Source organism: Pseudomonadota bacterium (genome assembly GCA_026388315.1).
Lineage (GTDB): Bacteria > Desulfobacterota > Syntrophorhabdia > Syntrophorhabdales > Syntrophorhabdaceae > MWEV01.
In genome coordinates, this window is the sequence record JAPLKA010000110.1 from 127,643 (window position 1) to 150,544 (window position 22,902).

General features: G+C 50.7%; 20 protein-coding genes. 14 read left to right on the forward strand and 6 right to left on the reverse strand.

The features are described 5' to 3' along the window. Positions 1 to 122 precede the first annotated feature (122 nt). The 6 genes from nrfD to dsrM all read right to left on the reverse strand — a co-directional run bounded on the left by nrfD (position 123) and on the right by dsrM (position 5,654). Entirely contained in the window at positions 123 to 1,280 is a 1,158-nt protein-coding gene (gene nrfD / locus NTX75_15855) for a polysulfide reductase NrfD (protein ID MCX5817687.1), read from the reverse strand. Positions 1,281 to 1,286: 6 nt separating this feature from the next. Next, positions 1,287 to 2,054 carry a 4Fe-4S dicluster domain-containing protein gene (locus NTX75_15860; GenBank protein MCX5817688.1) on the reverse strand — a complete coding sequence of 256 codons (768 nt, stop codon included), beginning with the start codon at positions 2,052 to 2,054 and terminating at the stop codon, positions 1,287 to 1,289. A 2-nt stretch (positions 2,055 to 2,056) separates the two neighbouring features. Beyond that, the gene (dsrJ, locus tag NTX75_15865) at positions 2,057 to 2,485 is read right to left on the reverse strand and encodes a sulfate reduction electron transfer complex DsrMKJOP subunit DsrJ (GenBank protein MCX5817689.1); all 429 of its coding nucleotides are present in this window, start codon (positions 2,483 to 2,485) and stop codon (positions 2,057 to 2,059) included. A 39-nt stretch (positions 2,486 to 2,524) separates the two neighbouring features. Continuing rightward, entirely contained in the window at positions 2,525 to 4,150 is a 1,626-nt protein-coding gene (locus NTX75_15870) for a (Fe-S)-binding protein (GenBank protein MCX5817690.1), read from the reverse strand. Positions 4,151 to 4,202: 52 nt separating this feature from the next. Further along, a complete protein-coding gene (locus NTX75_15875) occupies positions 4,203 to 4,589 on the reverse strand; it encodes a four helix bundle protein (protein MCX5817691.1) in 387 nt (128 codons plus the stop codon). A 69-nt stretch (positions 4,590 to 4,658) separates the two neighbouring features. Further along, positions 4,659 to 5,654 carry a sulfate reduction electron transfer complex DsrMKJOP subunit DsrM gene (gene dsrM / locus NTX75_15880; protein MCX5817692.1) on the reverse strand — a complete coding sequence of 332 codons (996 nt, stop codon included), beginning with the start codon at positions 5,652 to 5,654 and terminating at the stop codon, positions 4,659 to 4,661. 321 nt (positions 5,655 to 5,975) lie between these two features. On the opposite strand from dsrM, the gene cooS reads away from it, so the two are divergent. The 14 genes from cooS to NTX75_15950 all read left to right on the forward strand — a co-directional run. After that, positions 5,976 to 7,880, forward strand: a complete 1,905-nt coding sequence (gene cooS, locus NTX75_15885) for an anaerobic carbon-monoxide dehydrogenase catalytic subunit (GenBank protein MCX5817693.1) — start codon at positions 5,976 to 5,978, stop codon at positions 7,878 to 7,880. Positions 7,881 to 8,063: 183 nt separating this feature from the next. Then, positions 8,064 to 9,320 (forward strand): MFS transporter, encoded by a 1,257-nt coding sequence (locus NTX75_15890; GenBank protein ID MCX5817694.1) that lies wholly within the window; start codon positions 8,064 to 8,066, stop codon positions 9,318 to 9,320. A gap of 224 nt (positions 9,321 to 9,544) precedes the next feature. Next, a complete protein-coding gene (locus NTX75_15895; protein ID MCX5817695.1) occupies positions 9,545 to 10,288 on the forward strand; it encodes a cytidylate kinase-like family protein in 744 nt (247 codons plus the stop codon). A 33-nt stretch (positions 10,289 to 10,321) separates the two neighbouring features. After that, positions 10,322 to 10,636, forward strand: a complete 315-nt coding sequence (locus NTX75_15900; protein MCX5817696.1) for a hypothetical protein — start codon at positions 10,322 to 10,324, stop codon at positions 10,634 to 10,636. Further along, the gene (locus NTX75_15905; GenBank protein MCX5817697.1) at positions 10,621 to 11,727 is read left to right on the forward strand and encodes a V-type ATPase subunit; all 1,107 of its coding nucleotides are present in this window, start codon (positions 10,621 to 10,623) and stop codon (positions 11,725 to 11,727) included. Before NTX75_15900 ends, NTX75_15905 begins: the two co-directional genes overlap by 16 nt. 263 nt (positions 11,728 to 11,990) lie before the next feature. Further along, positions 11,991 to 14,060 carry a hypothetical protein gene (locus tag NTX75_15910; GenBank protein MCX5817698.1) on the forward strand — a complete coding sequence of 690 codons (2,070 nt, stop codon included), beginning with the start codon at positions 11,991 to 11,993 and terminating at the stop codon, positions 14,058 to 14,060. Positions 14,061 to 14,233: 173 nt separating this feature from the next. Next, positions 14,234 to 14,608 carry an ATP synthase subunit C gene (locus NTX75_15915; GenBank protein ID MCX5817699.1) on the forward strand — a complete coding sequence of 125 codons (375 nt, stop codon included), beginning with the start codon at positions 14,234 to 14,236 and terminating at the stop codon, positions 14,606 to 14,608. Positions 14,609 to 14,619: 11 nt separating this feature from the next. Beyond that, positions 14,620 to 14,928, forward strand: coding sequence for a V-type ATP synthase subunit F (locus NTX75_15920; GenBank protein ID MCX5817700.1), 309 nt, complete (start codon positions 14,620 to 14,622; stop codon positions 14,926 to 14,928). A 12-nt stretch (positions 14,929 to 14,940) separates the two neighbouring features. Then, on the forward strand, positions 14,941 to 15,603 hold the full coding sequence (locus NTX75_15925) for a V-type ATP synthase subunit E (GenBank protein ID MCX5817701.1): 663 nt from the start codon (positions 14,941 to 14,943) through the stop codon (positions 15,601 to 15,603). Between the two features lie 144 nt (positions 15,604 to 15,747). Next, complete coding sequence (locus NTX75_15930) at positions 15,748 to 17,559, forward strand: V-type ATP synthase subunit A (GenBank protein MCX5817702.1); 1,812 nt, start codon at positions 15,748 to 15,750, stop codon at positions 17,557 to 17,559. Beyond that, a complete protein-coding gene (locus NTX75_15935; protein ID MCX5817703.1) occupies positions 17,538 to 18,977 on the forward strand; it encodes a V-type ATP synthase subunit B in 1,440 nt (479 codons plus the stop codon). The genes NTX75_15930 and NTX75_15935 overlap by 22 nt, the downstream gene beginning before the upstream one ends. 17 nt (positions 18,978 to 18,994) lie before the next feature. Further along, positions 18,995 to 19,633 carry a V-type ATP synthase subunit D gene (locus tag NTX75_15940; protein MCX5817704.1) on the forward strand — a complete coding sequence of 213 codons (639 nt, stop codon included), beginning with the start codon at positions 18,995 to 18,997 and terminating at the stop codon, positions 19,631 to 19,633. 186 nt (positions 19,634 to 19,819) lie between these two features. After that, complete coding sequence (locus NTX75_15945; GenBank protein MCX5817705.1) at positions 19,820 to 20,938, forward strand: ABC transporter substrate-binding protein; 1,119 nt, start codon at positions 19,820 to 19,822, stop codon at positions 20,936 to 20,938. Beyond that, the coding region (locus tag NTX75_15950) for a PAS domain S-box protein (protein MCX5817706.1) at positions 20,935 to 22,902 on the forward strand (1,968 nt) is incomplete at its 3' end. The genes NTX75_15945 and NTX75_15950, both read left to right, overlap by 4 nt.

Below are 22,902 nucleotides of genomic sequence, written 5' to 3' on the forward strand. Positions count from 1 at the left end.
CCTTGATTTTACTCTTGCCTGCAATAGATAGGCTTATGACAGGGGAATATCATTATTCCTTATCGCAGATTGAACGATGAAGAAAAGATTAAGGATTATGCGGTTATGGGTGCTATCAGCTTTCAACTTTCAGCTTCTTTTTTTACGGCTATGGCGATTTTTATGAGTACCGTGAGGACGAGGATGCCTACTCCGTAAATCCCCGCAGTGATGGCAATTTCATGTGTAGTGGGTATGTATCTTGTTATCTCGCCAAGAGGGGAAGGGATAAAGCCGGATACAACGAGACCGAGACCTTTTTCAATCCATATTGAAATGATAATGGCGATGCATGTTGCCATGAGGATGGTATCATTTTTTCTCGTTTGAGGATTCACCAGAAGGATTGCCGATACCCATCCGAGAACAACGGAAACCCACATCCATGGGCTCAGTAAAAGATGTCCGTTTATGCCGAAAAGAAGCAATCGAACATACAGACTGTGCTCGGGGATATTACTGTAGAAAACGGTAAAGATTTCTACAAGGGATAAGAAAATGTTTATAACCATCGCATATGCGATAATCTGTGCTATCTTCCGGATAACTTCACGTCCTGCATCGAACCGGGCAAATTTTTTCACGATAAAGCACAACAGGATAAGGATTGCAGGCCCTGATGCGAACGCTGATGCAAGGAACCGTGGTGCAAGAATCGCCGTAAGCCAGAATGGCCGGGCGCTGAGTCCTGAATAAATGAAGGCAGTTACAGTATGAATACTTATTGCCCAAGGGATTGACAGGATTACGAGTGGTTTTATCCATGCAGGCTGCGGTTCAGATTTACGCTCAGCATTGAGCGTCTGCCACCCGATGACAAGATTCAGCAGGAGGTAGATATTCAACACAATCATATCCCAGAAGAGTACTGATTTAGGAGAGGGGTACCGGATGATATTGAGAACGCGGGCTGGCTGACCCAGGTCGACGAATATGAACAGAATAGTCATTACAACTGCTGATACGGCAAGAAATTCTCCGAAAACGGTGATTTTCCCGAATTCTTTATAATTATGGAGATAATAGGGGAGGACTACCATGACTGCTGATGCGGCAACACCTACAAAGAAGGTAAAGTTGGAGATATATAATCCCCATGAGACATTTCTTCCCATACCGGTTATGCCTAAACCGAATTTTAACTGAAGAAGATACGATGCGAAACCGGCCAGGATGACTGCGCCGAGCAGTATAACCCACATCCAGTATTTTTTACCTCCCGTTAGCGCTTTACCTAACATAATCCCTCACAGTATATAAAACACCTTTGGTTCGGTACCAAGATGAGGTTTTCTTACGATGCTGTGCCGCTGCTTCAGTATTTTTCTCACATCCGAATCGATGGCTGCGAGATCACCGAAGATGAGGGCATTTTCCTTACATACCTCGACGCAGGCCGGCAAAAGACCTCGTATCAGCCTTTCTTCGCAAAAATTGCATTTTTCTACTACCCCCTTTGTTCTTGTGGGGAAATCCTGATATACTGTTTTCAAAAATAACCGCGGATCAAACCAGTTGAAACTTCTTGCCCCATAAGGGCAGGCAGCCATACAATATCTGCATCCGATACAGCGGTGATAATCCATCATGACAATTCCATCTTCCCTTTTCCATGTGGCCTTTGTAGGGCAAACCTTTACACACGGCGGGTTATCGCAGTGGTTACATAACACCATGACAGGAAGGTTTTTTATCTCTTCCCTGTTTATTATGTGAATGTGTTCAGGGAAGACCGTTGGATATGGACTTTTCCATATCCATTTCACTTCTTCCTTGGGGCTGCCCAGGCCCGGAACATTATGAACAATGTTGCACGCATCTATGCAGGCCCTGCAACCGGGTTTTTTTGCGCAGGCATCAAGATTTATCGCCATTCCCCATTTTCTGATATAAGATGTTATTTTTTGTTTTGCTGTGTTGGCAAATAATCCCTTAGGCCGGATGTCAAGGGAAGGATCTAATATAAAACCAGCGATGGAGAATCCTGCTATTTTAAGAAATTGTCTTCTATCCAAATTTACTCCCACCTGCCTACTGCATTATTTGGTACGACATGACAATCCCAGCACTGTGGTTTTGCTCCGGCATAGTCATGACAACGGTCACAGAATTGGGCCTTGCTGGAATGACAGTTCAGGCATGTTCCCGTCAGGCTTATAATGTATAACTTCCCATCTCCTGCCTTGTGAACCCTCATCCCCTCTCTCACAACCGACTCTTTCCATTTATTTAGTAAATTAGCATGATTGGATTTCATGTATAATGTATTTTCTACACATTGTCTTGCATCTGTTCCAATTTTAAGCTGAGGTATATACGCAGCCTTCCCTGTAAGGCTGTTATACCAGAATGGGGTCAGCATAATGATGAGAAATATAATAATTCCCGCTATAATCTTAATCTTATCGTACATCCTTGCCTCTACTTCCCTTGAACCCTTGAACACTCGACCCCTCTTTTAATTCTGCCTTCTGCCGAACTCATTTCACACATCTTCCACTGCTTCCTCTTCAATCAGCGGTTCTCCGCGAAGGTTCGTTGTTCTTTCCTTTTCTCCTTCCATAATGAGTGCATTGCCCAGGAGTTCGTGGACACCACAGACACCAATGCCCGGTACCCAGTAGTCAAGCAATGGGGGTAAAGCTGCCTTGTCGATGGCGCATATGCAGGCAAGCATATTGACCCCGTATTTTTCATGGACATGTTTTACTGCATTGGCACGTGGAAATCCTCCTCTCAGCCTCATTTCAAGGTTTTCGTCTGCACCGAGGCCTGCCCCGCTTCCACAGCAGAAAGTCCTTTCTCTTATTGTATTCTCAGGCATTTCATGAAAATGATTGCATGTGTTTTTTATAATGTAACGTGGCTCTTCAAGAAGTCCCATGCTTCTGGCCGGATTACAGGAATCGTGGAAAGTAATCTTAAATTTGTCATTCCGTGTTTTATCAAGATCCAGCGCATTATTATAGATCAGGTCAGAGGTAAACTCGCATATATGAACCATTTTTGTAGATTTAGCATTTTCAAATGGTGTACCTGTAATGGGAGACACCGGTTCTTCCAGAAAATCGGCAGGACCATTAAGGGTATCCATATACTGATGGATTGTCCTCCACATATGCCCGCATTCTCCACCAAGGATCCATCTTACCCCCAGGCGTTTTGCTTCTGCATATATTTTTGCATTGAGCCTCTTTGTGAGTTCCGGTGAGTGAAAGAGGCCAAAATTCCCGCCTTCAGACGCATAGGCGCTCCACGTGTAATCAAGGCCGATCTCATGGAAGAGCATAAGGTAGCCGAGGAGCGTGAACCAGTGTGGATTGGCGAAATAATCCGCTGATGGAGCCACGAAAAGGATTTCAGCCCCTTTCCTGTTAATGGGGGCCTCAATGGAAATCCCTGTTATATCTTTCAACTCGCTGAGGGCGAATTCGAGGGTTTCTTTGAAGGCATGGGGAGGGACGCCAAGATGGTTTCCTGTCCGGAAACAGTTCGACGCAGGCTCAATAACCCACTGGACATTGCATCCTACAAGGTTGAGAAGTTCCCTGCCCATCATGGTGATTTCACAGGTATCGATCCCGTAAGGGCAATAGACAGAGCACCGTCTGCATTCTGTACACTGGTAAAAATAATAAAACCATTCTTTTAAAACATCCTCGTCGAGGTCTCTGGCGCCGGCGAGCTTTCCGAAGAGCTTCCCGCCGGTTGTGAAATATCTCCTGTAGACTGACCGTAAAAGCTCTGCCCGCAATACGGGCATATTCTTCGGGTCACCCGAGCCCAAAAAGAAATGACATTTATCTGCACAGGCCCCGCATCTTACGCATATATCGAGAAAAAGCCTGAAAGACCGGTGTTTTTTTAAAAGGTCTGCCATCCCGTTGAGGATGATTTCTTTCCAGTTTTTTGGCAGTTTCCAGTCTATGTCAGTTGGATGCCATTCCCGTGGATTGGGTAGTTCAAGATATTTCTGATGTTTCAAGGGCGCGCTGTATAGATATGTCCCTTTCAGGAACTCGGCTTTTGTGTTCATCCAATCCTGCCCTTTCGGTTCAAGATTGACATCATTTAGTATTTCGTCAGGTGTTTTCAGTTTATCCTCAACCATTCTTAGTCCTTGGAAAATGAACCGGCGTATCGGCGAACCGGCGTATCGGCGATTATTTTGATTTTATTAACCATTTAGTTGATTCATCTATCATTTTAACAAGTTGACTCATGATATGTTCATAAAAATCATCCATTTTATCTTTAAAAAGCTTATCGATAAAACCACACTTATATGCAAATTCAATCCAAACCTGAGTTTCGCAAGCTTCAGATTCAGCGTCATTCAGTTTTGCGATGAATGCAGCTTTATATCTTCTCTTACGCCATGATTCAGCAATGTTTGCACACACCGAACGTGATGAGCGCCTTACTTGGTCGACCATTGAGTATTTTTCTTCAGGTGGGAACCGTTTTGTAGCTTCGTATAGCTCCATTGCGGCATCCATAGCCTTTTGATAAACACGTAACTCTCTATATGTTTTTATTATTTCTTTCATTCGCCGTCTCGGTTTTTGCTCATCCGCCGTTTCCCCGTTTCCCCGTTTCCCCGATACGCCGGTTCATTATCATTTCTTGCGCTCCACCGGCAGTCCTGCCTCTTTCAGCGCCCCCCTGAATTCATGTTCCCATTCTTCATAGGTATGAACTTTTACAGGATAATTCCAGGGGTTAATATGCCTTTTCATGCGGCTGTCATTCTTTAAATTCCTCGTGGGGCTTAAAAAGACACCGCCCGTATGCATGAGTTTGCTGAACGGAAAATAGGCAAAAAGGATACACACAAGGAATATATGGATATAAAAGATAAGGCCAATATCTCCGACTGTTAATGGCTTAAAAGTCAGTATTCCCATGATAATCCTTTTCACCGCATAAATGTCTACTTTATAAAAATGCCTCATCAGGAATCCTGAAATTGTGATACCAAGGACAAGAAAAAGGACAAAATAATCTGAAAAAAGGGATATAAGCCGTGTCCGGGGAAAGACGATTCTTCTGAAAAGGAGGTACGTAAGCGCAATAAAAATAAATATATCTGACATATAAAAAGTGGGCAGCCCTAACTGGAACATACCGTCTATGTTTTGTAAGAATATTATGCATTGTGGGACAGGTTCAGTAAAGAGTCTTAAGTGCCTCACAAGTATAATAATAAGCGACCAGTGAAAAGCCAGTCCTCCGAGCCATAATAATTTATTGCTGTCGTATGTCAGTCTCTGCGTCCCCTTCAGTTCAGCCTTATCGTTTCTGAAAAGGGAGCGGAAAAGCAATATTTCTGATGCCATGCGCCATATAACACCCCATGTTGTCGATGGACTTTGCGTATTGTTTGATTTTATCCATGGCAGCGATTTTTGTTGCCCGCAGACAGTGGGGATACAGAATGGAACCGGAGAGCGCGCCCATGTAATGACTTTATAAATAAAACCTGCCAGAAAAATGATACAAGCAATACAGGGAATGATGGTTCCAAAAAGCGTGTATAACCTTAAGGATTCTACGCCGATTATTGCAATGAGAATGAGAATTGAAGTTGCGAACAACGGGTATAAAATTTTCATTAACAAATTATATACAAAAAAATTATTTTAGCAAAAAATAATTTTGTATTTGAAAAGATATTGCTGCTTGACGATAATCTGCATGTCTGATAGGATTGAATAACATAATCGACCGACAATATAAGTGTATTGTCAAAGGTTACATGAAAAATAGCTCGCACAGCGAGCGAGAAGGGGAGTCTCCGCGGGCCGCACGAAGAAGAAAAGAACAGTTTTGGCCGGGTACCCGCGACGTCCAGATTGGATAGCGGAGTAACAAATAAGTCCGCGGGTGGCAAGAGGGGGCGACGCAAGCCCCAGTAAATGAAGGGGAGGCAAACCATGGAAGGTGAAAGAATATCATGTCATGAATCGATCCGTAAGGTATACGAGAGAATCAAAAGGGATGGGATGACCAATATCTGGGACCGTTATGAGGCTCAGGGACTCGGAGATAACCCCGATCAGAGGTGTCCTTTCTGCCAGGGCGGAGTGCGGTGTGACCTCTGTTCGAACGGCCCATGCAGGGCGGATGTTTCAAAAGACAAAAGGGGTGTCTGCGGCATTACCGGAGATGGTATGGCAATGCGTATGATGCTGCTAAGGAATGTCATGGGCGCTTCTACATACCATTATCACACAGAGCAGACGATTAAGATGCTCAGGGCGGCGGCGAACGGTAAATCGCCGTTCACAATCAAGGATCCGGAAAAGTTGAGAACATTCGCAAAGCGGTTCGATATCCCCGAAGCATTCCCTGATGATGAGATTGCAATGATGCTCTGCAACCATGTTGAGACAGATTTCAACAGGAAATACGATGAACCGAGCCATATCGTATTGACCCTTGCACCAAAGGAACGGGCAGAGACGTGGAGGAAGCTCGGCATATTTCCCGGCGGTATCTATGGTGAAATGATGTTTGCTACAAGTTCATGCCTTACCAATGTGGACGGGTATTATGTGAGCCTGGCATTAAAGGCCATGAGACTCTCCATCGCCACGGCATACCAGAGTCAGATCGTGAATGAGTACTGTCAGGACATTCTTTTCGGTACGCCACGACCGCACAAAATGCGGGTTGACCTTGGTGTGCTTGATCCTGATTATGTAAATGTGCTTCCCAACGGGCATGAACCTTTCCTCGGTTTTGCCATGGTGCAGATTGCCAGAAAACCGGAATGGCAGGAGAAGGCAAAGGCTGTTGGCGCTAAAGGCCTCAGGATCATTGCAAATATCGAAACCGGCCAGGAGATGATCCAGCGCTGGGAGATGGATGATGTATTTTATGGATTTACCGGCAACTGGATTATGCAAGAGGCGGTAATGGCGAGCGGGTGCATAGACCTTTTCGCCTGCGATATGAACTGTTCCATGCCTATTGATCCCTTCTATGCAGAGAAGTATAAATTTAAGCTTATTCCTGTAAGCCAGCTCGTAGCCTTTGAGGGAGTCAGAGAGAGAATTGACTATGATCCTGTGGAGGCCGAAGGGCAGGCTGCCCGGCTCCTTCAGATGGCCATCGATAATTTTAAGGAACGGAGGGCAACGATTGAGCCTGTGACAGGACTATCCATGAGAGAGGCTATAGTTGGTTTTTCGACTGAGAGTATCATTGAAGCCCTGGGAGGATCGCCCGAGCCGTTACTTAAGGCAATAACGAGCGGGGCACTGCGCGGCGTGGCTGGGCTTGTGTCCTGTACATCCCTTCGCGATTCGGGACAGGACGTACACAGTGTTCGAATAGCAAAAGAACTGATTAAGCGTGACATCCTCGTACTGTCTATGGGGTGTGGAAACGCCGCCATGCAGGTTGCCGGTCTGTGCAGCCTCGAAGCAAAAGAGCTGGCAGGGAATGGCCTTAAGGCGGTTTGCGAACTGCTCAAAATACCGCCGGTCCTCAGCTACGGTACATGCACCGATACTGGCCGTATCGCTGATTTTCTTGCTGCACTGTCGTATTCTTTGGGAGGCATCTCTGTTTCTGACCTTCCCGTGGCGGCAGTCGCTCCGGAATATATGGAGCAGAAGGCCACCATTGATGCGGTATTTGCACTCGCATTCGGTCTTTATACGTATGTCAATCCTGTTCCGACTGTAACGGGCGGACCGAACCTTGTGAAGCTCCTTACTGAGGACTGCAAGGAGATCACCGGTGGCGTATTAAACGTTGAAAAAGACCCTATTAAGGCTGTTGACGGCATTTTGGCGCATATTGAGGAGAAGAGGGCGAAACTGGGGATTTAGAGTGAATAGTGAATAGTGAAACGGTGAAAGGTGAAAGGTGAAAGAGGCAGGCTCAAGGTAAGGAAAGCTGAAGGCTGAAGGGGAAAGGAGCGGAGAGCGAAATACGAAATCGATACATTCCGCAATCCGAAATTAAAAGCACCGTTTCGCCGGTGGTTGTAGCTAAAAAAGGGGGATATGGATATGGCTAATGGAGAGAAATCTGCAAGCAACGGTCTCCACTGGGCGTGGATAATCCTTGCTGTATGTTTTGTAGACCTCTATATCAGCTACGGGATACGTCTTGGTTATAGCGTTTTGTTGCCGGAGATGATACGGACAATGGGGTTTACAAGAAGGCAGGGGGGCGACATATTCAATTCCTATTTTATTGTATATGTCATTTTCTCGCTCTTCACCGGTTATCTTACAGACCGTCTCGGTGCGAGAAGGGTAATATCATTCTTCTGCATCATCCTCGGGGTAGGTACTATTCTGATGGGCACAGCACAAAGTTTCTGGCAGGCATGCATTTTTTACGGGATTGTCGGCATGGGTGGAGCGGCCATGTGGACGCCAATTATAACGCTTGTCCAGAAGTGGTTTGCTATCAAAAAGAAAGGGATGGCGCTCGGCATACTCTCTACCGGATTCGGGCTTGGTTTTGCTACAATGGGAAAGTTTTACCCCGTTGTGGTAGCGCAATGGAGCTGGAGATACTGCTGGTATTTGTTAGGCATAGCAGCGCTTCTTGTGGTCGTGATAAATGCATTGCTTTTGAGGAGCAAGCCTGAGGATAAAGGACTTTCTCCATGGGGGCAGTTGCCTGACGATGGGGTAACTGCTCAGGGCGCCCCTTCTGCACAGGTACAAAAAATAAGGTTTTCAGAGATCCTTACGCTGCCGCGCTTCTGGTTCATAGGTTCCTCCTATTTTCTGATTGCCGCCGCCCTCTATCTTATCCTTACCTTTATGGTTGACTATGCAAGATATGAACTGGGATTCTCATACGGCAAGGCTTCCATGCTTGCAACCATTCACGGCATAGGACAGATTGTCGGAGTGCTCACAATCCCGATGGCGTCCGATTATATCGGCAGGCGAATGACGATTTTACTTACAAATGCCTGTATTGCTTTGAGCATATTGAGTATTATCCTTGCAGGGGGGAATGAACCCTGGTTGTTTATAAGTATTGGTTTTATCGGGGCGTTTTTCGGGGCAACTTTCCCGATGTATGGCGCCTGCGGCGGGGATTATTTCAAGAAAGAGATGATGGGGACGGTTATAGGGGCGCTGACGTTGTTCTATGGCTCAGGTGCTATCATTGCAAACAGGATGGGTGGCCAGATAAGGGATGCTACTGGGTCCTTTTATATCCCCTTTGGCATTGCAGCGCTTGCTGCTATATTCTCTGCGCTGCTGATGTTTTTCGTGAAACATCAAGGGAAAAGGACATGAATTTACAAAAATCGCCTCAAAAAAATGTGTTGACAAACTTTTAACGGTGGGATATACGTAAAATGTAGAGAAAGTCTTAGTGGTACAGGAAGGAACCGGTAAGATATTTTTTTGAGGGTTCCGTAGACGCATGACCGGAAATACACCATTCCCCGCGACTGTTACGAAATGAGTTCACAAGTGGGTGGACAACTGGAGCACTGAAGGAATAGGAGGACCGAGACATGTGGGAGAACATCAGCTCTGAAAAAAGTGAGTCTTTCATAGAGCTCCACTTTGGCCCGAAGGGCAAAGATACTTCGGAAACTTCGACAAAACCAGCAATAACAATTTCACGGGCAGAGGGGGCGGGCGGGCTTACAGTCGCTTCAAATCTGGCAGACTATCTGCAAATACACACTCCTTCTCATGAGGTGTGGACCGTTTTCTCTCAGCATCTCGTGGCAAAAGTGTTGGAGGAGCACCACCTCCACAAGCGCATTGGCAATTTCATGAAGGAAGGCCACAAGGGTACGCTGACCGATGCATTTGAGGAGTTCCTGGGTTTGCACCCCTCCACATGGACGCTCGTGGAGAAGACTAACGCAACCATATTACGCCTTGCGCAAATAGGGAATGTTATTCTGGTGGGCCGAGGGGCCAACGTCGTTACCAGCGAGATGCAGACCGTTTTTCATGTGCGCCTGGTCGGGTCGTTTGAAAAGAGGATCGAGCAGGCGCAGAAGGTCTTCGGTCTCGATCGAAAATCAGCCATCAATTATATCAAGAAAAAGGATGAGGGACGCAGGCGCTATCTGAAGGATAACTTCGACAAAAATATTGACGATCCATTGCTCTACCACATCACCATCAATACGGATCTGGTGCAGTACGACGAAGCCGCACGGTTGATCGGCGATGAAGTGATCAGGCGTTTCAAACTGGGCAGTCCCTTGAAAGCGAAGGGAAGTGGGAGCCGTTTAACTTAACAGTGTGAGTTCATTTTCAGGGGAGGCTCTGCTATGCGCGAGATAATCCAAAAGATCATCACGACAGAGAGTGAGGCGAAGCTTACAGTCGAAGTGGCCAGGGCTGAAGCGGATCGTATCTCATCAGACGCTCAGAAGAAGGGGCATGATATTGTTGAGTTGGCCCGTCAGGAAGCGCTTATCGAGGCCGGGAGAATCGTGGAGGTTGCAGTAGAAGCAGCAGAGCGGGAAAAACAGTACCGTTTGACTGATGCTGCCGCTGAAATCGAAAGTCAGATCCAGCTTGAGCCAGCCAGCAGGAAAAAGGCCGCTGAAGGGGTCGTCCGGTGCGTGTGCAAACAACCATAGCTGACTCCGGCACTACTTTGGTCATTGCTTCGAAGCAATGGATAGCGAATGACCTGGATTATCTCGCGGCCCGTCTCCATGCCCGCCGCAGCCGCATGGCCGAGGCGGAGCGACTCGATGGTCTGTGCCACATTCGGAGTCTTCCAGAATTTTATCACACAATCTTTCCGGAGTCTGAGTTTAAGGGAGTCCTTGATTTCCAGCGCCTGTTGGTCTATGAACTGATCGACGAGTTATCCGGCTTCCGTGCCCATATGTCCGGCCCGGGAGCCGATCTGATCGATTGGACGCTGGTTCGGTTCCAAGTGGAAAATTTGAAGGTATTGATCCGGGCATGTTTAACAAAGGCCCCCGTCGAAGAGCTATACGGGCATCTTGTCTCCCTCCCCGGGGAGTTAGCCTTGAATACCCAAGGGTTGGCTGCAGTGGAATCTCCGGAAGATTTTGTCCGGCTGGTCCCAAAGGGACTCCTTCGGGAGAACCTGGAGAAGGCTCTCAAGAACTATCGTGATTATCCCCGACCGTTCTTCTTTGAGGCAGCGCTGGACCGCGGCTATTTTCAGGGGTTGGTTGCCAGGACGGAAGGGCTCTCGCGGGAAGACCGGGAAATCATCAAACCAATGGTTTATCAAGAAGTGGACATCTTCCACCTGATGCTGGTTGTCCGGGGAAAATTCCACTATAGCTTGACGCCTGAGATGTTGCGGCCGTTACATGTCGCAGGGACACGTATCTCTCGTGCGCTTTTTGCTGATATGCTCAATGACCCGGATCTCTATACGTCGGTGGACCGTGTTGCGGAGCGCGTGCTCGATGCAGCGCCTTTCAAACACGGACTGAATGATGGATCAATGGCTGTTGATGCTTCAGCCTTAGAGGGTTTTGCATGGAAGCGATTCTTTCGTTTGGCCAACATGGCCTTTCGTCAAAGCCACATGGGGTTGGGGGCAATTATGGGTTACGTGGGCCTCCGTCGTGTGGAAGTGGCCAACCTCATCACGATTTCCGAGGGGATTCGCAACGGTATGGCTGCTGAGACAATCCGTGGACGTTTGATCCCACGGACTTTGTTCGTGGAGGGGGCGACGTGAGCCCCAGAAAACAGTGAACAGCATAAAAGCAGTGAATAGTCGATGGTGAATAGTGAATAGTAAAAAACATAGAGACAGTGAAAACAAAAAATTACCCTTTAGCTCATTCTTGAGCGAGAAGGGGAGGCTCGCACGGCCAAAAAAAGATGAAAATTGCTGTTTTAGCCGGGTGCCCGCGTTCTCCAAATCGGACAACGGAGTAGTAAGCAATCCCGCGGGCGGCAAGAGGGGGCGACGTGAGCCCCTCGAAATTGAGGGGGCCTATGTTTAGGGCGGTGCCCATGATGCGGCTGCACGCGGTCGTGCTCGCTCAGGACGAGCGTGCCGTGCTCAAGGGCTTGGGCCGGTTGGGAGCAGTGCACCTGACGCGTACGCTGTCCGGGCCCGACACGGCACCTCTGGCCCCTATTGACCGCACCGGAGAACTGGCGCGATATGATCGTATCCGGGCTCGCGTTCAGGAACTTCGCAAATCATGGGAAATCCCTCCTTCATCCAAAAAAATAGCTAAACTGGATAGCTCGTACAGCGAGCGAGAAGGGGAGGCCGGGTACCCGCTTGCGGGTGGAGCTTTGCTCGTGGAGGGGGCGACGATAGCCCCTTTGATAGAAATGACCTTGAATCAGGCCGAAGAGACCCTCCGCCCCATGGAACAACAGAGCGGAGACCTATTGGGGCATCGCCAGCGTCTCATGCAACGCCAGAAGGAGTTGGCCGCCACTTGCGAACGGGTATCGAGTTATCGCGGGCACGAGATTCCTTTGGACGGGTTCGACCAATTTTCGTTCCTCCATTTTGTCACAGGGAGTTTACCGGCGCAGAACCTTGAGAGTCTTGGAAAAGAAGTCGGCGATAACGTGGCCCTCCTTCCCTTAGCCCAACAGAAAGGGCAACAGTCGCTTCTCGCGATCACCAACCGCCAGGGCCGACCCGCCCTGGAAAGGGCGTTGCAACAGGCGGGCTTTCAGCGCGAGATGCTTCCTGTAGTCGAAGGCGCGACAGTGGACAGACTATCCGAAGAAGGAGAGAGAGAACAAGAACAGTTAGCGGTGGAATTGGAGCAATTGAACGGTAAGCTCAAGACGATTGCAGCCGGGTTCGCGCTACCCCTGGCAGAGATTGAAGGGTTTGCAGATATGGAGTGTCAACTCCTGGACGCAAGCCAGAAGTTCCCACGCACGGAGGCTGCGGTTCTGATCACGGGATGGGTCCCCACGCGCGATGTAGCGGCTTTAGAGCAGCATATGGGAGAAATCACCGGCGGCCGGTATGCCATTGAGACTGCTCTTCCGGACAATTCAACAGAGGAAGAGATCCCTGTCCTGCTGAGGCACTCGCGGTTGCTGCGTCCCTTCGAGATGCTGGTTTCAACCTATGGTCTCCCGAACTATCGGGAGTTGGAGCCTACGCTGTTTGTGGCCCTGAGTTATCTCGTGATGTTCGGCATGATGTTCGGCGATGTGGGACATGGAGCTGTCCTCGCCGCGTGCGGTTTGATCGCTCTGCTTGCCGGCCGCTCCGAAAAGGCTCGGGATGTTGGTCTGCTCCTTCTTTTCGGGGGCTCGTCCAGCATCGTTTTTGGCGTGGTGTATGGCAGCTACTTCGGTATCGAAGTATTCAAGAAGTACGCCCTTTGGCATGATCCTCTGGAGGGTGACCCTATGAGTCTCATGTACGGCGCTATTGGGATTGGCATCGCCATGATCAGCCTCGGTATCATATTGAATGTCATCAATCGTTTTCGACGGGGCGACGTGATCGGCGCTATCCTCGATAAGTTCGGTCTCATCGGCCTTCTGTTCTACTGGGGAGTGTTGGCCCTGTTGATGAATGGGGCGGCTATCCGGTCGTGGGGACTCATGGGCGTATCAGTCGTTCTGTTTCTCGTAGTGCCCATCGTTGGTTGGTCCCTCAAGGAGCCCATAGAACATTTATTGAGCCACGCCGGCGGCGGACACAATGGGGCGAACGGCGGGCTGGCCGGCGCCATTATAGAATCGTGCGTCGGGGCTTTTGAGGCGGTTCTCAGCTACCTTGCGAACACCATAAGTTTTGTCCGTCTTGCGGCCTATGCCATGAGTCACGCAGCGTTGCTTTTTGCCGCTTTTATGCTGGCTGCGGAGGTTAGAAATTTTCCTGTCGGGGGCAGTCTGTGGAGTCTGTTGGTCATCATCATCGGCAATCTCATTGCAATTGTCCTGGAAGGGGTTATCGCTTCAGTGCAGGCGTTGCGTCTTGAATATTATGAGTTCTTCGGGAAGTTTTTTTCCGGCAGCGGCCAACCCTTTGAGCCGTTTCGTTTGGCCCGGAATGATAAGACTTCAGTGCCATGAGCATAAGGGAAGGCCTGAAGCTGGTTGTGCCGTAGGACGTAGGACGTACAGTCGCTGCGCTCCTTCGGACGTAGGACAAGAAAGGCCTTTACGTCCAAGCGAAGCGGACGTCCAAGCAAACTCAGGTGAGCGGACATCCCACGTTCATACGGGAATCAAAAGAGGGGACAAGCGTGAGTCCCAGAAAAAATCGGAGGTGTCACATGATGAAGTTGTCATACTTGCGAATCGGATCAATCGGAGCGGTTCTCGTGGGTATAATCCTGCCCACTGCGGTAGCAATGGCACAGGAAACCGCGCGCGCGGGTGCACCGGCAGATATGGTATCGGCGTACAAAACCATCGGCTTAGGTCTGGCAGCCGCTTTTGCCATCGCCATGAGCGTGCTCGGCGCAGGCCATGCTGTGGGGCGGATCGGGTCGGCAGCGCTCGGTGCAGCAGCGGAGAAACCTGAGTTGCTGACCCGCAGTATCCTGTTCGTGGCATTGGCAGAGGGGCTTGCCGTGCTTGGCTTCGCTATCGCCATGATGCTGATACAAAAAATATAGGGAGTCAATCAGTGAAGTTTTATTGCATTGCCGACGAAGACACAGTGCGCGGGTTCCGGTTGGCAGGCATCGGTGCGCAGGTTGCAGCAACGGCGGAAGAAGCCCGGACTGCCATCGATGACGTTGCAGCCCGACCCGACTGTGGAGTCATTATCATCACCGAAAAGGTGGCAGCCTGGATTCGGCCACAAATAGAGATGATGCGACTGGAGCGGGACCGCCTGCTGATTGTCGAGATACCCGGGCCGGAAGGACCGCTGTCAGGGCGTAAGAGCCTGCGAGAATTCGTACAGGAAGCTGTGGGTGTGAGTGTTGGCTAAGGGGGTATGTGGATGATAATGGATCAAAACTCTACAGAAGTATTGCGCGAAGAAATCCTCGCAGACGCCCGGAGAGAGGGCGAGGAAATTGTCATTCGCGCGAGGCGGGACGCAGAAGTTTTTTTAACCGGTGCCGTGGCCGAAGCTGACCGGGTACGACAGGAGCGGCTTGACCAGGCCCGTGCAGAGGCCGCTCGCCAGAGTGCATTAATTCTGGCTACGGTTCCCGTCGAAACGGGCCGGCTGCGGGCGGCACGCATCGAAGCGCTGCTTGAGTCTGTGTACTGGGAAGTGCACCAACGATTGCTGGCCCGCGAAGGCTTTGAATATCGCGAAACCGTGATCGCCCTTGCTTCTCATGCCATAATTCAGATGGCAGGCGTTGACTTTGTCGTGAAGCTTTCGGAGGAGGATCATACTATTCTGGGCGACGGCCTGGCCGGAGAAATTGCGCACCGCGTCGGCCGGCCGGTGAGTATTGTTGTTTTGCAGGAACCTGGCATTATGGGCGGCGGTGTTGTTGTTGAGGATGCGGAGGCTCGCCAGGTGTGGGATAACCGCCTTGCGAAGAGGCTGGAACGACTGTGGCCGGAACTGAGGCGACAGATAGCCGTGCAGGCATCTTTCGTCCCGGCACACATAAACGTCGACGTGAGCCCCGGAAACAGTGAATAGTGAATGGTATACAGTGAATAGTAAAGACAGAAAGATTGAATATAACACCACCCTTTAGCTCATTCTTGAGCGAGAGGGGAAGGCTCCGGCAGCTTTGCTGCTGGAGGGGGCGACGTGAGCCCCAGAAAAAGGAGGAGATGGCCCATGACTACCGTTACCAGGAATGCTGAACCGGTGGTTACCCGCATCAGCGGTCCCATCGTAACCGCTGTGGGTATGTACGCAGCGCAGATGTACGAAGTCGTGCAGGTAGGCAGTCTGGGCCTGGTGGGAGAAGTCGTGCGGCTGGTTGGCGATCATGCCACCATCCAAGTCTATGAGGACACCACTATGTTGAAGCCCGGAGCGCCGATCCGGTGCACGGGCGCGCCCTTGTCCGTGTGGCTTGGCCCCGGACTGGTCGGCAGCATTTACGACGGCATTCAGCGTCCGTTGCCAGGCATTCAAGCTCGTAGCGGCGCCTGGATCCGTCGCGGTGAAAAAGTGGACCCTCTGGACACCAAGAAGCTCTGGACCTTTGAGCCACTGGTTAGCTCCGGTGAGATGGTGAGCGCCGGTCAGGCCATAGGCCGGGTCGTGGAGACACCGCTGGTCAATCATCTGATTATGTCGCCTCCGGATGTGAGCGGCACCGTGTGGTCCATAGTCGACAAAGGGGATTACAGACTCCTCGATACCCTTGCCATTATCGAGACTGAAACGGGCTCCCGTGACGTCACTATGCTTCAGCGGTGGCCTGTGCGGGTACCGCGTCCCATTCGCGAACGATTACGTATCACCGAACCGCTGATTACAGGACAACGCATCATTGACACCTTTTTCCCCATCGGCAAGGGTGGCGCCGCGGCCATTCCGGGCGGATTCGGCACTGGAAAGACGATCACCCAGCACCAGCTCGCAAAATGGTCAGACGCCGAAATCATTGTCTTCATCGGTTGCGGGGAGCGGGGCAATGAAATGACTGATGTGCTCCGTGAGTTTCCGGAGCTTAAAGACCCCCGTTCCGGTCGGCCTCTGATGGAACGGACCATCCTCATCGCCAACACCTCGAATATGCCTGTGGCGGCGCGGGAAGTATCCATCTATACCGGCATTACCCTGGCCGAGTATTACAGGGACATGGGCTTCAGCGTGGCGGTCTTTGCCGACTCGACCAGCCGCTGGGCAGAGGCCCTGCGCGAACTGGCCGCGCGGTTGGAAGAGATGCCCGCGGAAGAAGGCTTCCCGGCGTCGTTGCCCACCCGGCTTGCGCAGTTTTATGAGCGCGGTGGCGCCGTAACTACGCTTGCGGGCGAGCAGGCTTCCGTGAGCATCGTGGGCGCCGTCAGCCCACCCGGCGGCGACTTTTCCGAACCCGTCACTCAGCATACACGCCGCTTTATCCGTTGTTTTTGGGCCCTCGATACGGAACTGGCCAATGCGCGACATTATCCTTCAATCCACTGGCTGCACTCGTATTCGGAGTATGTGGAGGATGTAGCTTCCTGGTGGAAGAAAGAGGCTCCCGACTGGATCGATCTGCGCACGGAGGCCCTGACTCTCCTCCAACGGGAGGATCGTCTCCAGCAAATCGTTAAGCTGGTGGGACCCGATGTCCTGCCCGACGGGCAACGCTTGATCCTTTTTATCGCCGAGATTATTAAAGACGGTTTTCTCGCCCAAAGTGCTTTTGACGAAAACGACATGTATTGCACACCTGAACGGCAGGTTATGCTCCTGCGCATTATTCTTACCCTCTATCGCAGGGGCCGGGACTTAATTCAAGGGGGTGTTCCGTTGGCGCGAATCCGCTCTTTAGGCTGTGTGCCCCACTTACTGCGGGCAAAGACGGCTTTTGGTAACAGAGAACTTGGAAAGCTTACGGAGCTGGAACGGAGGATCATGGAGGAGACAGAAACACTGGCAAAAGAGTATACCAAGGAGGCTACCCTAATATGCACGCCACTTTTGACGTAGAAGATCGGGGATTGCAGTACGTCGGTGCCTCGCGCATCGATGGACCGTTGGTTGTGGTGGAACGGATTTGTGATGTAGGCTACGATGAAATTGTTGAGATTCTCGATTACGCCGGTCGTCCCCGTCTTGGCCGCGTCCTTGATATTTCTGAAACCCAGGCCGTGGTGCAGGTTCTCGAAGGAACAACAGGCCTCTCGAACCAATCCTTGCACGCCCGCTTCCTGGGGGAAAGTTTTCGCCTGCCCGTTTCACGGCAGATGTTAGGCCGCGTATTCGATGGCCTCGGCCGTCCGGCCGACGGTGGTCCGGCTGCGTTATCCGCGGAGCGGCGCGATGTGAATGGAATGCCCATAAACCCTTATGCCCGGCGTTATCCGCGGGAATTCATACAGACGGGTGTGTCGGCTATCGATGGGATGAATGCATTGGTCCGCGGCCAGAAGCTGCCAGTCTTTTCCGGAAACGGCCTGCCTCATGACCGCGTGTCCGCTCAGATCGTACGGCAGGCGCGCCTGCTGGAAGAAAAGGTCGAGTTCTCGATTGTCTTTGCCGCCATGGGCGTGAAGCATGATGTGGCCGAGTTTTTCATCCGTAACTTCCGGGATTCCGGCGCCCTTGCTCGCGCCGTCATGTTCTTTTCCCTGGCCGATGCGCCGAGTGTGGAGCGCCTTCTCACCCCGCGGGTCGCCCTGACCCTGGCGGAACACCTGGCCTTTGATTGCGGCCAGCACGTACTGGTGCTGCTGACGGATATGACAAATTACTGCGAAAGTCTGCGCGAAGTGGGCACAGCCCGGGGCGAAATCCCGGGCCGCAAAGGTTATCCGGGCTATCTCTACTCGGATCTTGCCAGCATCTACGAGCGTGCCGGTCGCATCGAAGGCTCGCCGGGCTCGATCACTCAAATACCCATTCTGACCATGCCCTCGGACGATATCAGCCATCCTGTACCCGATCTCACCGGCTACATCACCGAAGGGCAGATAGTGTTGGATCGCGATCTGTTTCAGCGTGGTGTTTACCCGCCCATTGCCGGCCTTCCAAGCCTGTCGCGTCTGATGAAGGATGGTGTGGGCAAAGGCTACACCCGGGAAGATCATCCGATTCTCGCAAGCCAGTTATTCGCGTGCTATGCCTACGTCAAGCGGGTGCGGGGGCTGGCCGATGTCATCGGCGAAGAGGAGTTGAGTACACTCGACAAGCAATACCTGAAGTTCGGCGAAGCCTTTGAAATGCGTTTCCTGAACCAGGGCGAATACGAGAATCGGTCTATCGAGACTACGCTCGAACTCGGCTGGGACGTGCTGTCAACATTGCCTAAGGATGAGTTACACCGCGTGAGCGACGCCCTGTTGAAGAAATACTACCATGAGAAAGAGGAGATTCCTGTCTGTGCGACCCCGCTTCAGGGGGCGTAACCGGGTAGAATGGTTCTATGGGAAAGCTGAACATCGCACCGACCAAATCTAATTTGCTCGTGCTGAAACGACAGCTTGCCTTCGCCGAAGAGGGCTACGACCTCCTCGAGCAAAAACGACAAATCCTTATCTTTGAAATGATGAGCCGCCTGAATCGTGCCCGTGATGCCGAACAGAACGCTGCTGAAGCCCTTCGCCGTGCCTTTGCAGCCCTCCGTGAGGCCCGGTTGGATGGAGGATCCGAAGCCCTCGACCGGGCTGCTCTCGCTGTGAGGATGGATCACCGGGTGGATGTCTCGGACCAGCACTTGATGGGTATCAAGATTCCCCACGTGACGGTGCGAACGGAGCCGGTCAGCGTCCAGTTTGGTGTGGGTGGAACTTCGGCGAATACTGATGATGCCATGAGCCGTTTCGTTGAAGTGCTTCCCCTTCTTGCGGAATTGGCGGAGCTGGAAAATGCCGTAATGCGGCTGGCTCAGGAGCTTCGCAAGACCCAACGGCGTTGCAACGCACTCTCCAAGATCTTTATGCCAGACTACCGGGAAACGATCGGCTATATCACGGGTTCACTGGAGGAACGGGAACGCGAGTCCTTCGTTATCCTGAAAATGATTCGAGATCGCCTTGCGCAGTCACCCTCCGAGAACGCCTAAGTGTCCTTCCGGTAAGCCTGCGTGAATTTATTCCCCCACATGCAGTAGCAGGCAAAGACTTGCAAACTTCTGTTTCCCTGTTCTATCCTTTTTGTGAAGTTTGACATTGACAATATCCCAATTTTATATATAGTTGATTTATATGCAGTTAAATTACACAAAACGTAACGTTATAAGGATAATAGAATGATAAAAGTACTTATAACAGTTCTCTGCGCCACTCTATTCTTTGCAGGAACCATCGATGCAGCAGATAAAAATGTACTCAAGATCGGTTTTGTCGGTGGTCTGACAGGGAAAAGCTCCGACCTTGGAATCCAGGGACGAAACGGCGTCACATTGGCCGTTGAAGAGATTAACCGGCAGGGAGGCATCAACGGCAGACCATTGCAACTGATTACAAAGGACGACAAACAGGACCCGCAGACAGCCCTAAGGGTGGATCGGGAACTGATTGTCGAAGAGGTTGTTGTCATCATAGGCCATATGATCAGCGCCATGTCTGAGGTTGTGCTGCCCCTTATTAATGAGAAAAAAGTCCTCATGATCAGCCCTACGACAAGCATGAACAAACTGGCAGGGATCGACGACTACTTTCTGAGGGTGATGAATCCCAGCATACATTTAACCAACCTTAAGGCGGACTATGCCTACCGGAATCTGAAACTGCGCAGGATGGCTGCTGTCTACGACCTCTCCAACCGCGCCTATTCAGAGGACTACGCAACGAACTTCAAGTCGGAGTTTGAGCGCCTGGGAGGCAAGATTATCACTGTGGACACTTTCAAGGCAGGATATGATGTCAGCTTCAAGGACCTTGCGAAAAACATTCTCAGGGCAAGACCGGACGGACTGCTCATTGCCGCCGGTGCGGTGGATACGGCGATGATCTGTCAGCACATCCGCATGACAGGATCGAAGATACCTATCCTTATCAGCGGCTGGGCGCAGACGCCGGATTTGCTGAGACACGGCGGCCCTGCCGTGGAAGGGATTATCGCCACCGAGTATGTGGACTACGATAGTACTGCGAAATCCTATGTAGAGTTCAGGGAAAGATACCGGGCCCGTTTCGGCGATGTTGAGCCCACATTTGCCGTGGTAATGGGGTATGAAGCCGTCATGGTGGTAAAAGATGCCCTTTCCAGAAACCCCGATCCGAAACAACTGAAGGAAACGATCCTGAAACAGAAGATCTTTAATGGGCTGCAGGGGGCTTTTGAGATCGACTCCTATGGCGATGCAAAGCGAACGGCCTATATCGTGACGGTCCGCAAGAACAGATTTACGATCGTAAATAAATGAAGAAATTTACCTTCAGCCTCAGGAACATCCTCATCTTCTCCTTTATTCTCCTTGGAGGACTGCCCATCCTTGTGATGGGATTTATTGCGATCAGGCTCATCAGTGCGGATATCGACCGGGAGGTTCGAGCGAAGAATCTGCTTATAGCCCAATCGCTTTCCTCAGGGGTGCAGGCCTTTCTCGACGATTCACTTTTCACCCTCAGACTGATTGAAGGTACCATCATAAAGAAGCAATACATTAAGAAGAATGAGATCAACAGCTATCTGGACGATATCCTGATAGTCCACCTCGAATTTGACTCCGTCGCGATTCTGGACGAAAAAGGGACCGTAAAGTTTATGGCCCCTTATAACCAGGATGTTATAGGCATGAATCTTTCGGGTCAGGCGTTCTTCTCTCGTGTCCGTCAGTACGGGCTACCATACTGGTCTTCGACCTTCATCTCCCTGCAGACAGGGAGGCCGACACTCACACTTGCCATTCCTGTAGAAGGAGGCATAATTGTCGGGTATCTCAACCTCGCAACGCTCAATGCCATCACCGACAAGGTGTGGGCGGGAAGGTTGACATATGCCCTCATAATAGACCAGGAAGGAACCATAATTGCTCACCCTGATCGCAACAAAGTCTCGGAAAGACAGAACCTGAGACATCTGAAATTCGTCGGACAAGAGAGACAAACATTGCAAGGGAATTTCACATACAGGGAAGATGGCAGGAGCTATTTGGCAAGCCTGTCCAATGTGCTTCAAACGCAATGGACAGTAATTGTTACAGTACCCGCTGACGAGGCGTTTGCGGCCGCTATCCGCGTGAGAAACCTTTTTGCCGCGGGAGCGGCCATAGTTATTCTTCTTGCTTCTGCAATTGTTTTTCTCAGTGTGCGAAAGGTTTCAAATCCTCTTTCGCAGCTCGTCCGGGATGCCCGCCGGATTGCGGACGGACACTATATTGTTGAAGAGAAACCCTCGGCTTACAAGGAGATTGATGAACTCGCAGACAATTTCCACCGGATGGCAGGGGCTATTGAGAGCCGGGAGAAGGCGCTCAAGGAAAGCACGGTGACGCTCCATGCATTTTTTGATGCCGTGCATGAAAGCATGGTGCTTATTGACACAGAGGGCATAATTCTATTATCAAATATGGTGGGTGCCCAAAGATTAGGCAAGGACGTTCACGAATTTGTCGGCACCTGTCTTTATGACCATTTTCCTCCGGACGTTGCAGGATACAGAAAGGAACAATGCGATAAAGTTATTGCTACAGGCGAACCGGTTTATTTTCAAGACAAGAGGGCAGGGAGATTTTTTGAACAGCATTGTTTCCCTGTTTTTGATGGGCAAGGAAAAGTGTCAGGGGTAGCGATCTTCGCAGAAGAGATCACCGACCGCAAGCAGGCTGAGGAGGCGCTGCGCAAAGAAAGAGACTTCAACTCCAGCCTTATTGAATCCTCTCCGGTGTTTTTTGTCGCCATAAACAATGACGGTACAACGAAGATGATGAACGAATTTATGCTTCATGCCCTTGGTTATACCCTTGAAGAGGTAATTGGCAAGGATTACCTCGAAACCTTTGCCCCCGATACAGATAGAGAAATGATCAAAGAGATTTTTTCCATACTGGTTAATCAAGCTCGGCCAACAGTAAACGAAAACAGGGTGCTGACAAAGGACGGTAGAGAGTTGCTGGTGGAGTGGCACGGCCGCCCAATAATGAAACCTGATGGCGGTTTTGATTTTTTCTTTGGCGCAGGCGTGGACATCACCGACCGGAAACGCCTTGAGGCACAGCTTATCCAGGCACAGAAGCTGGAATCCATCGGCATCCTTGCCGGAGGCATTGCCCATGATTTCAACAACCTCATGACGGTTGTCCTGGGGAATGTTCAACTGGCAATGATGGGGCTGCCGGCGGATCATACATCATACCCCCTCCTCCGGGCCGCTTTGCAATCTGCCGAA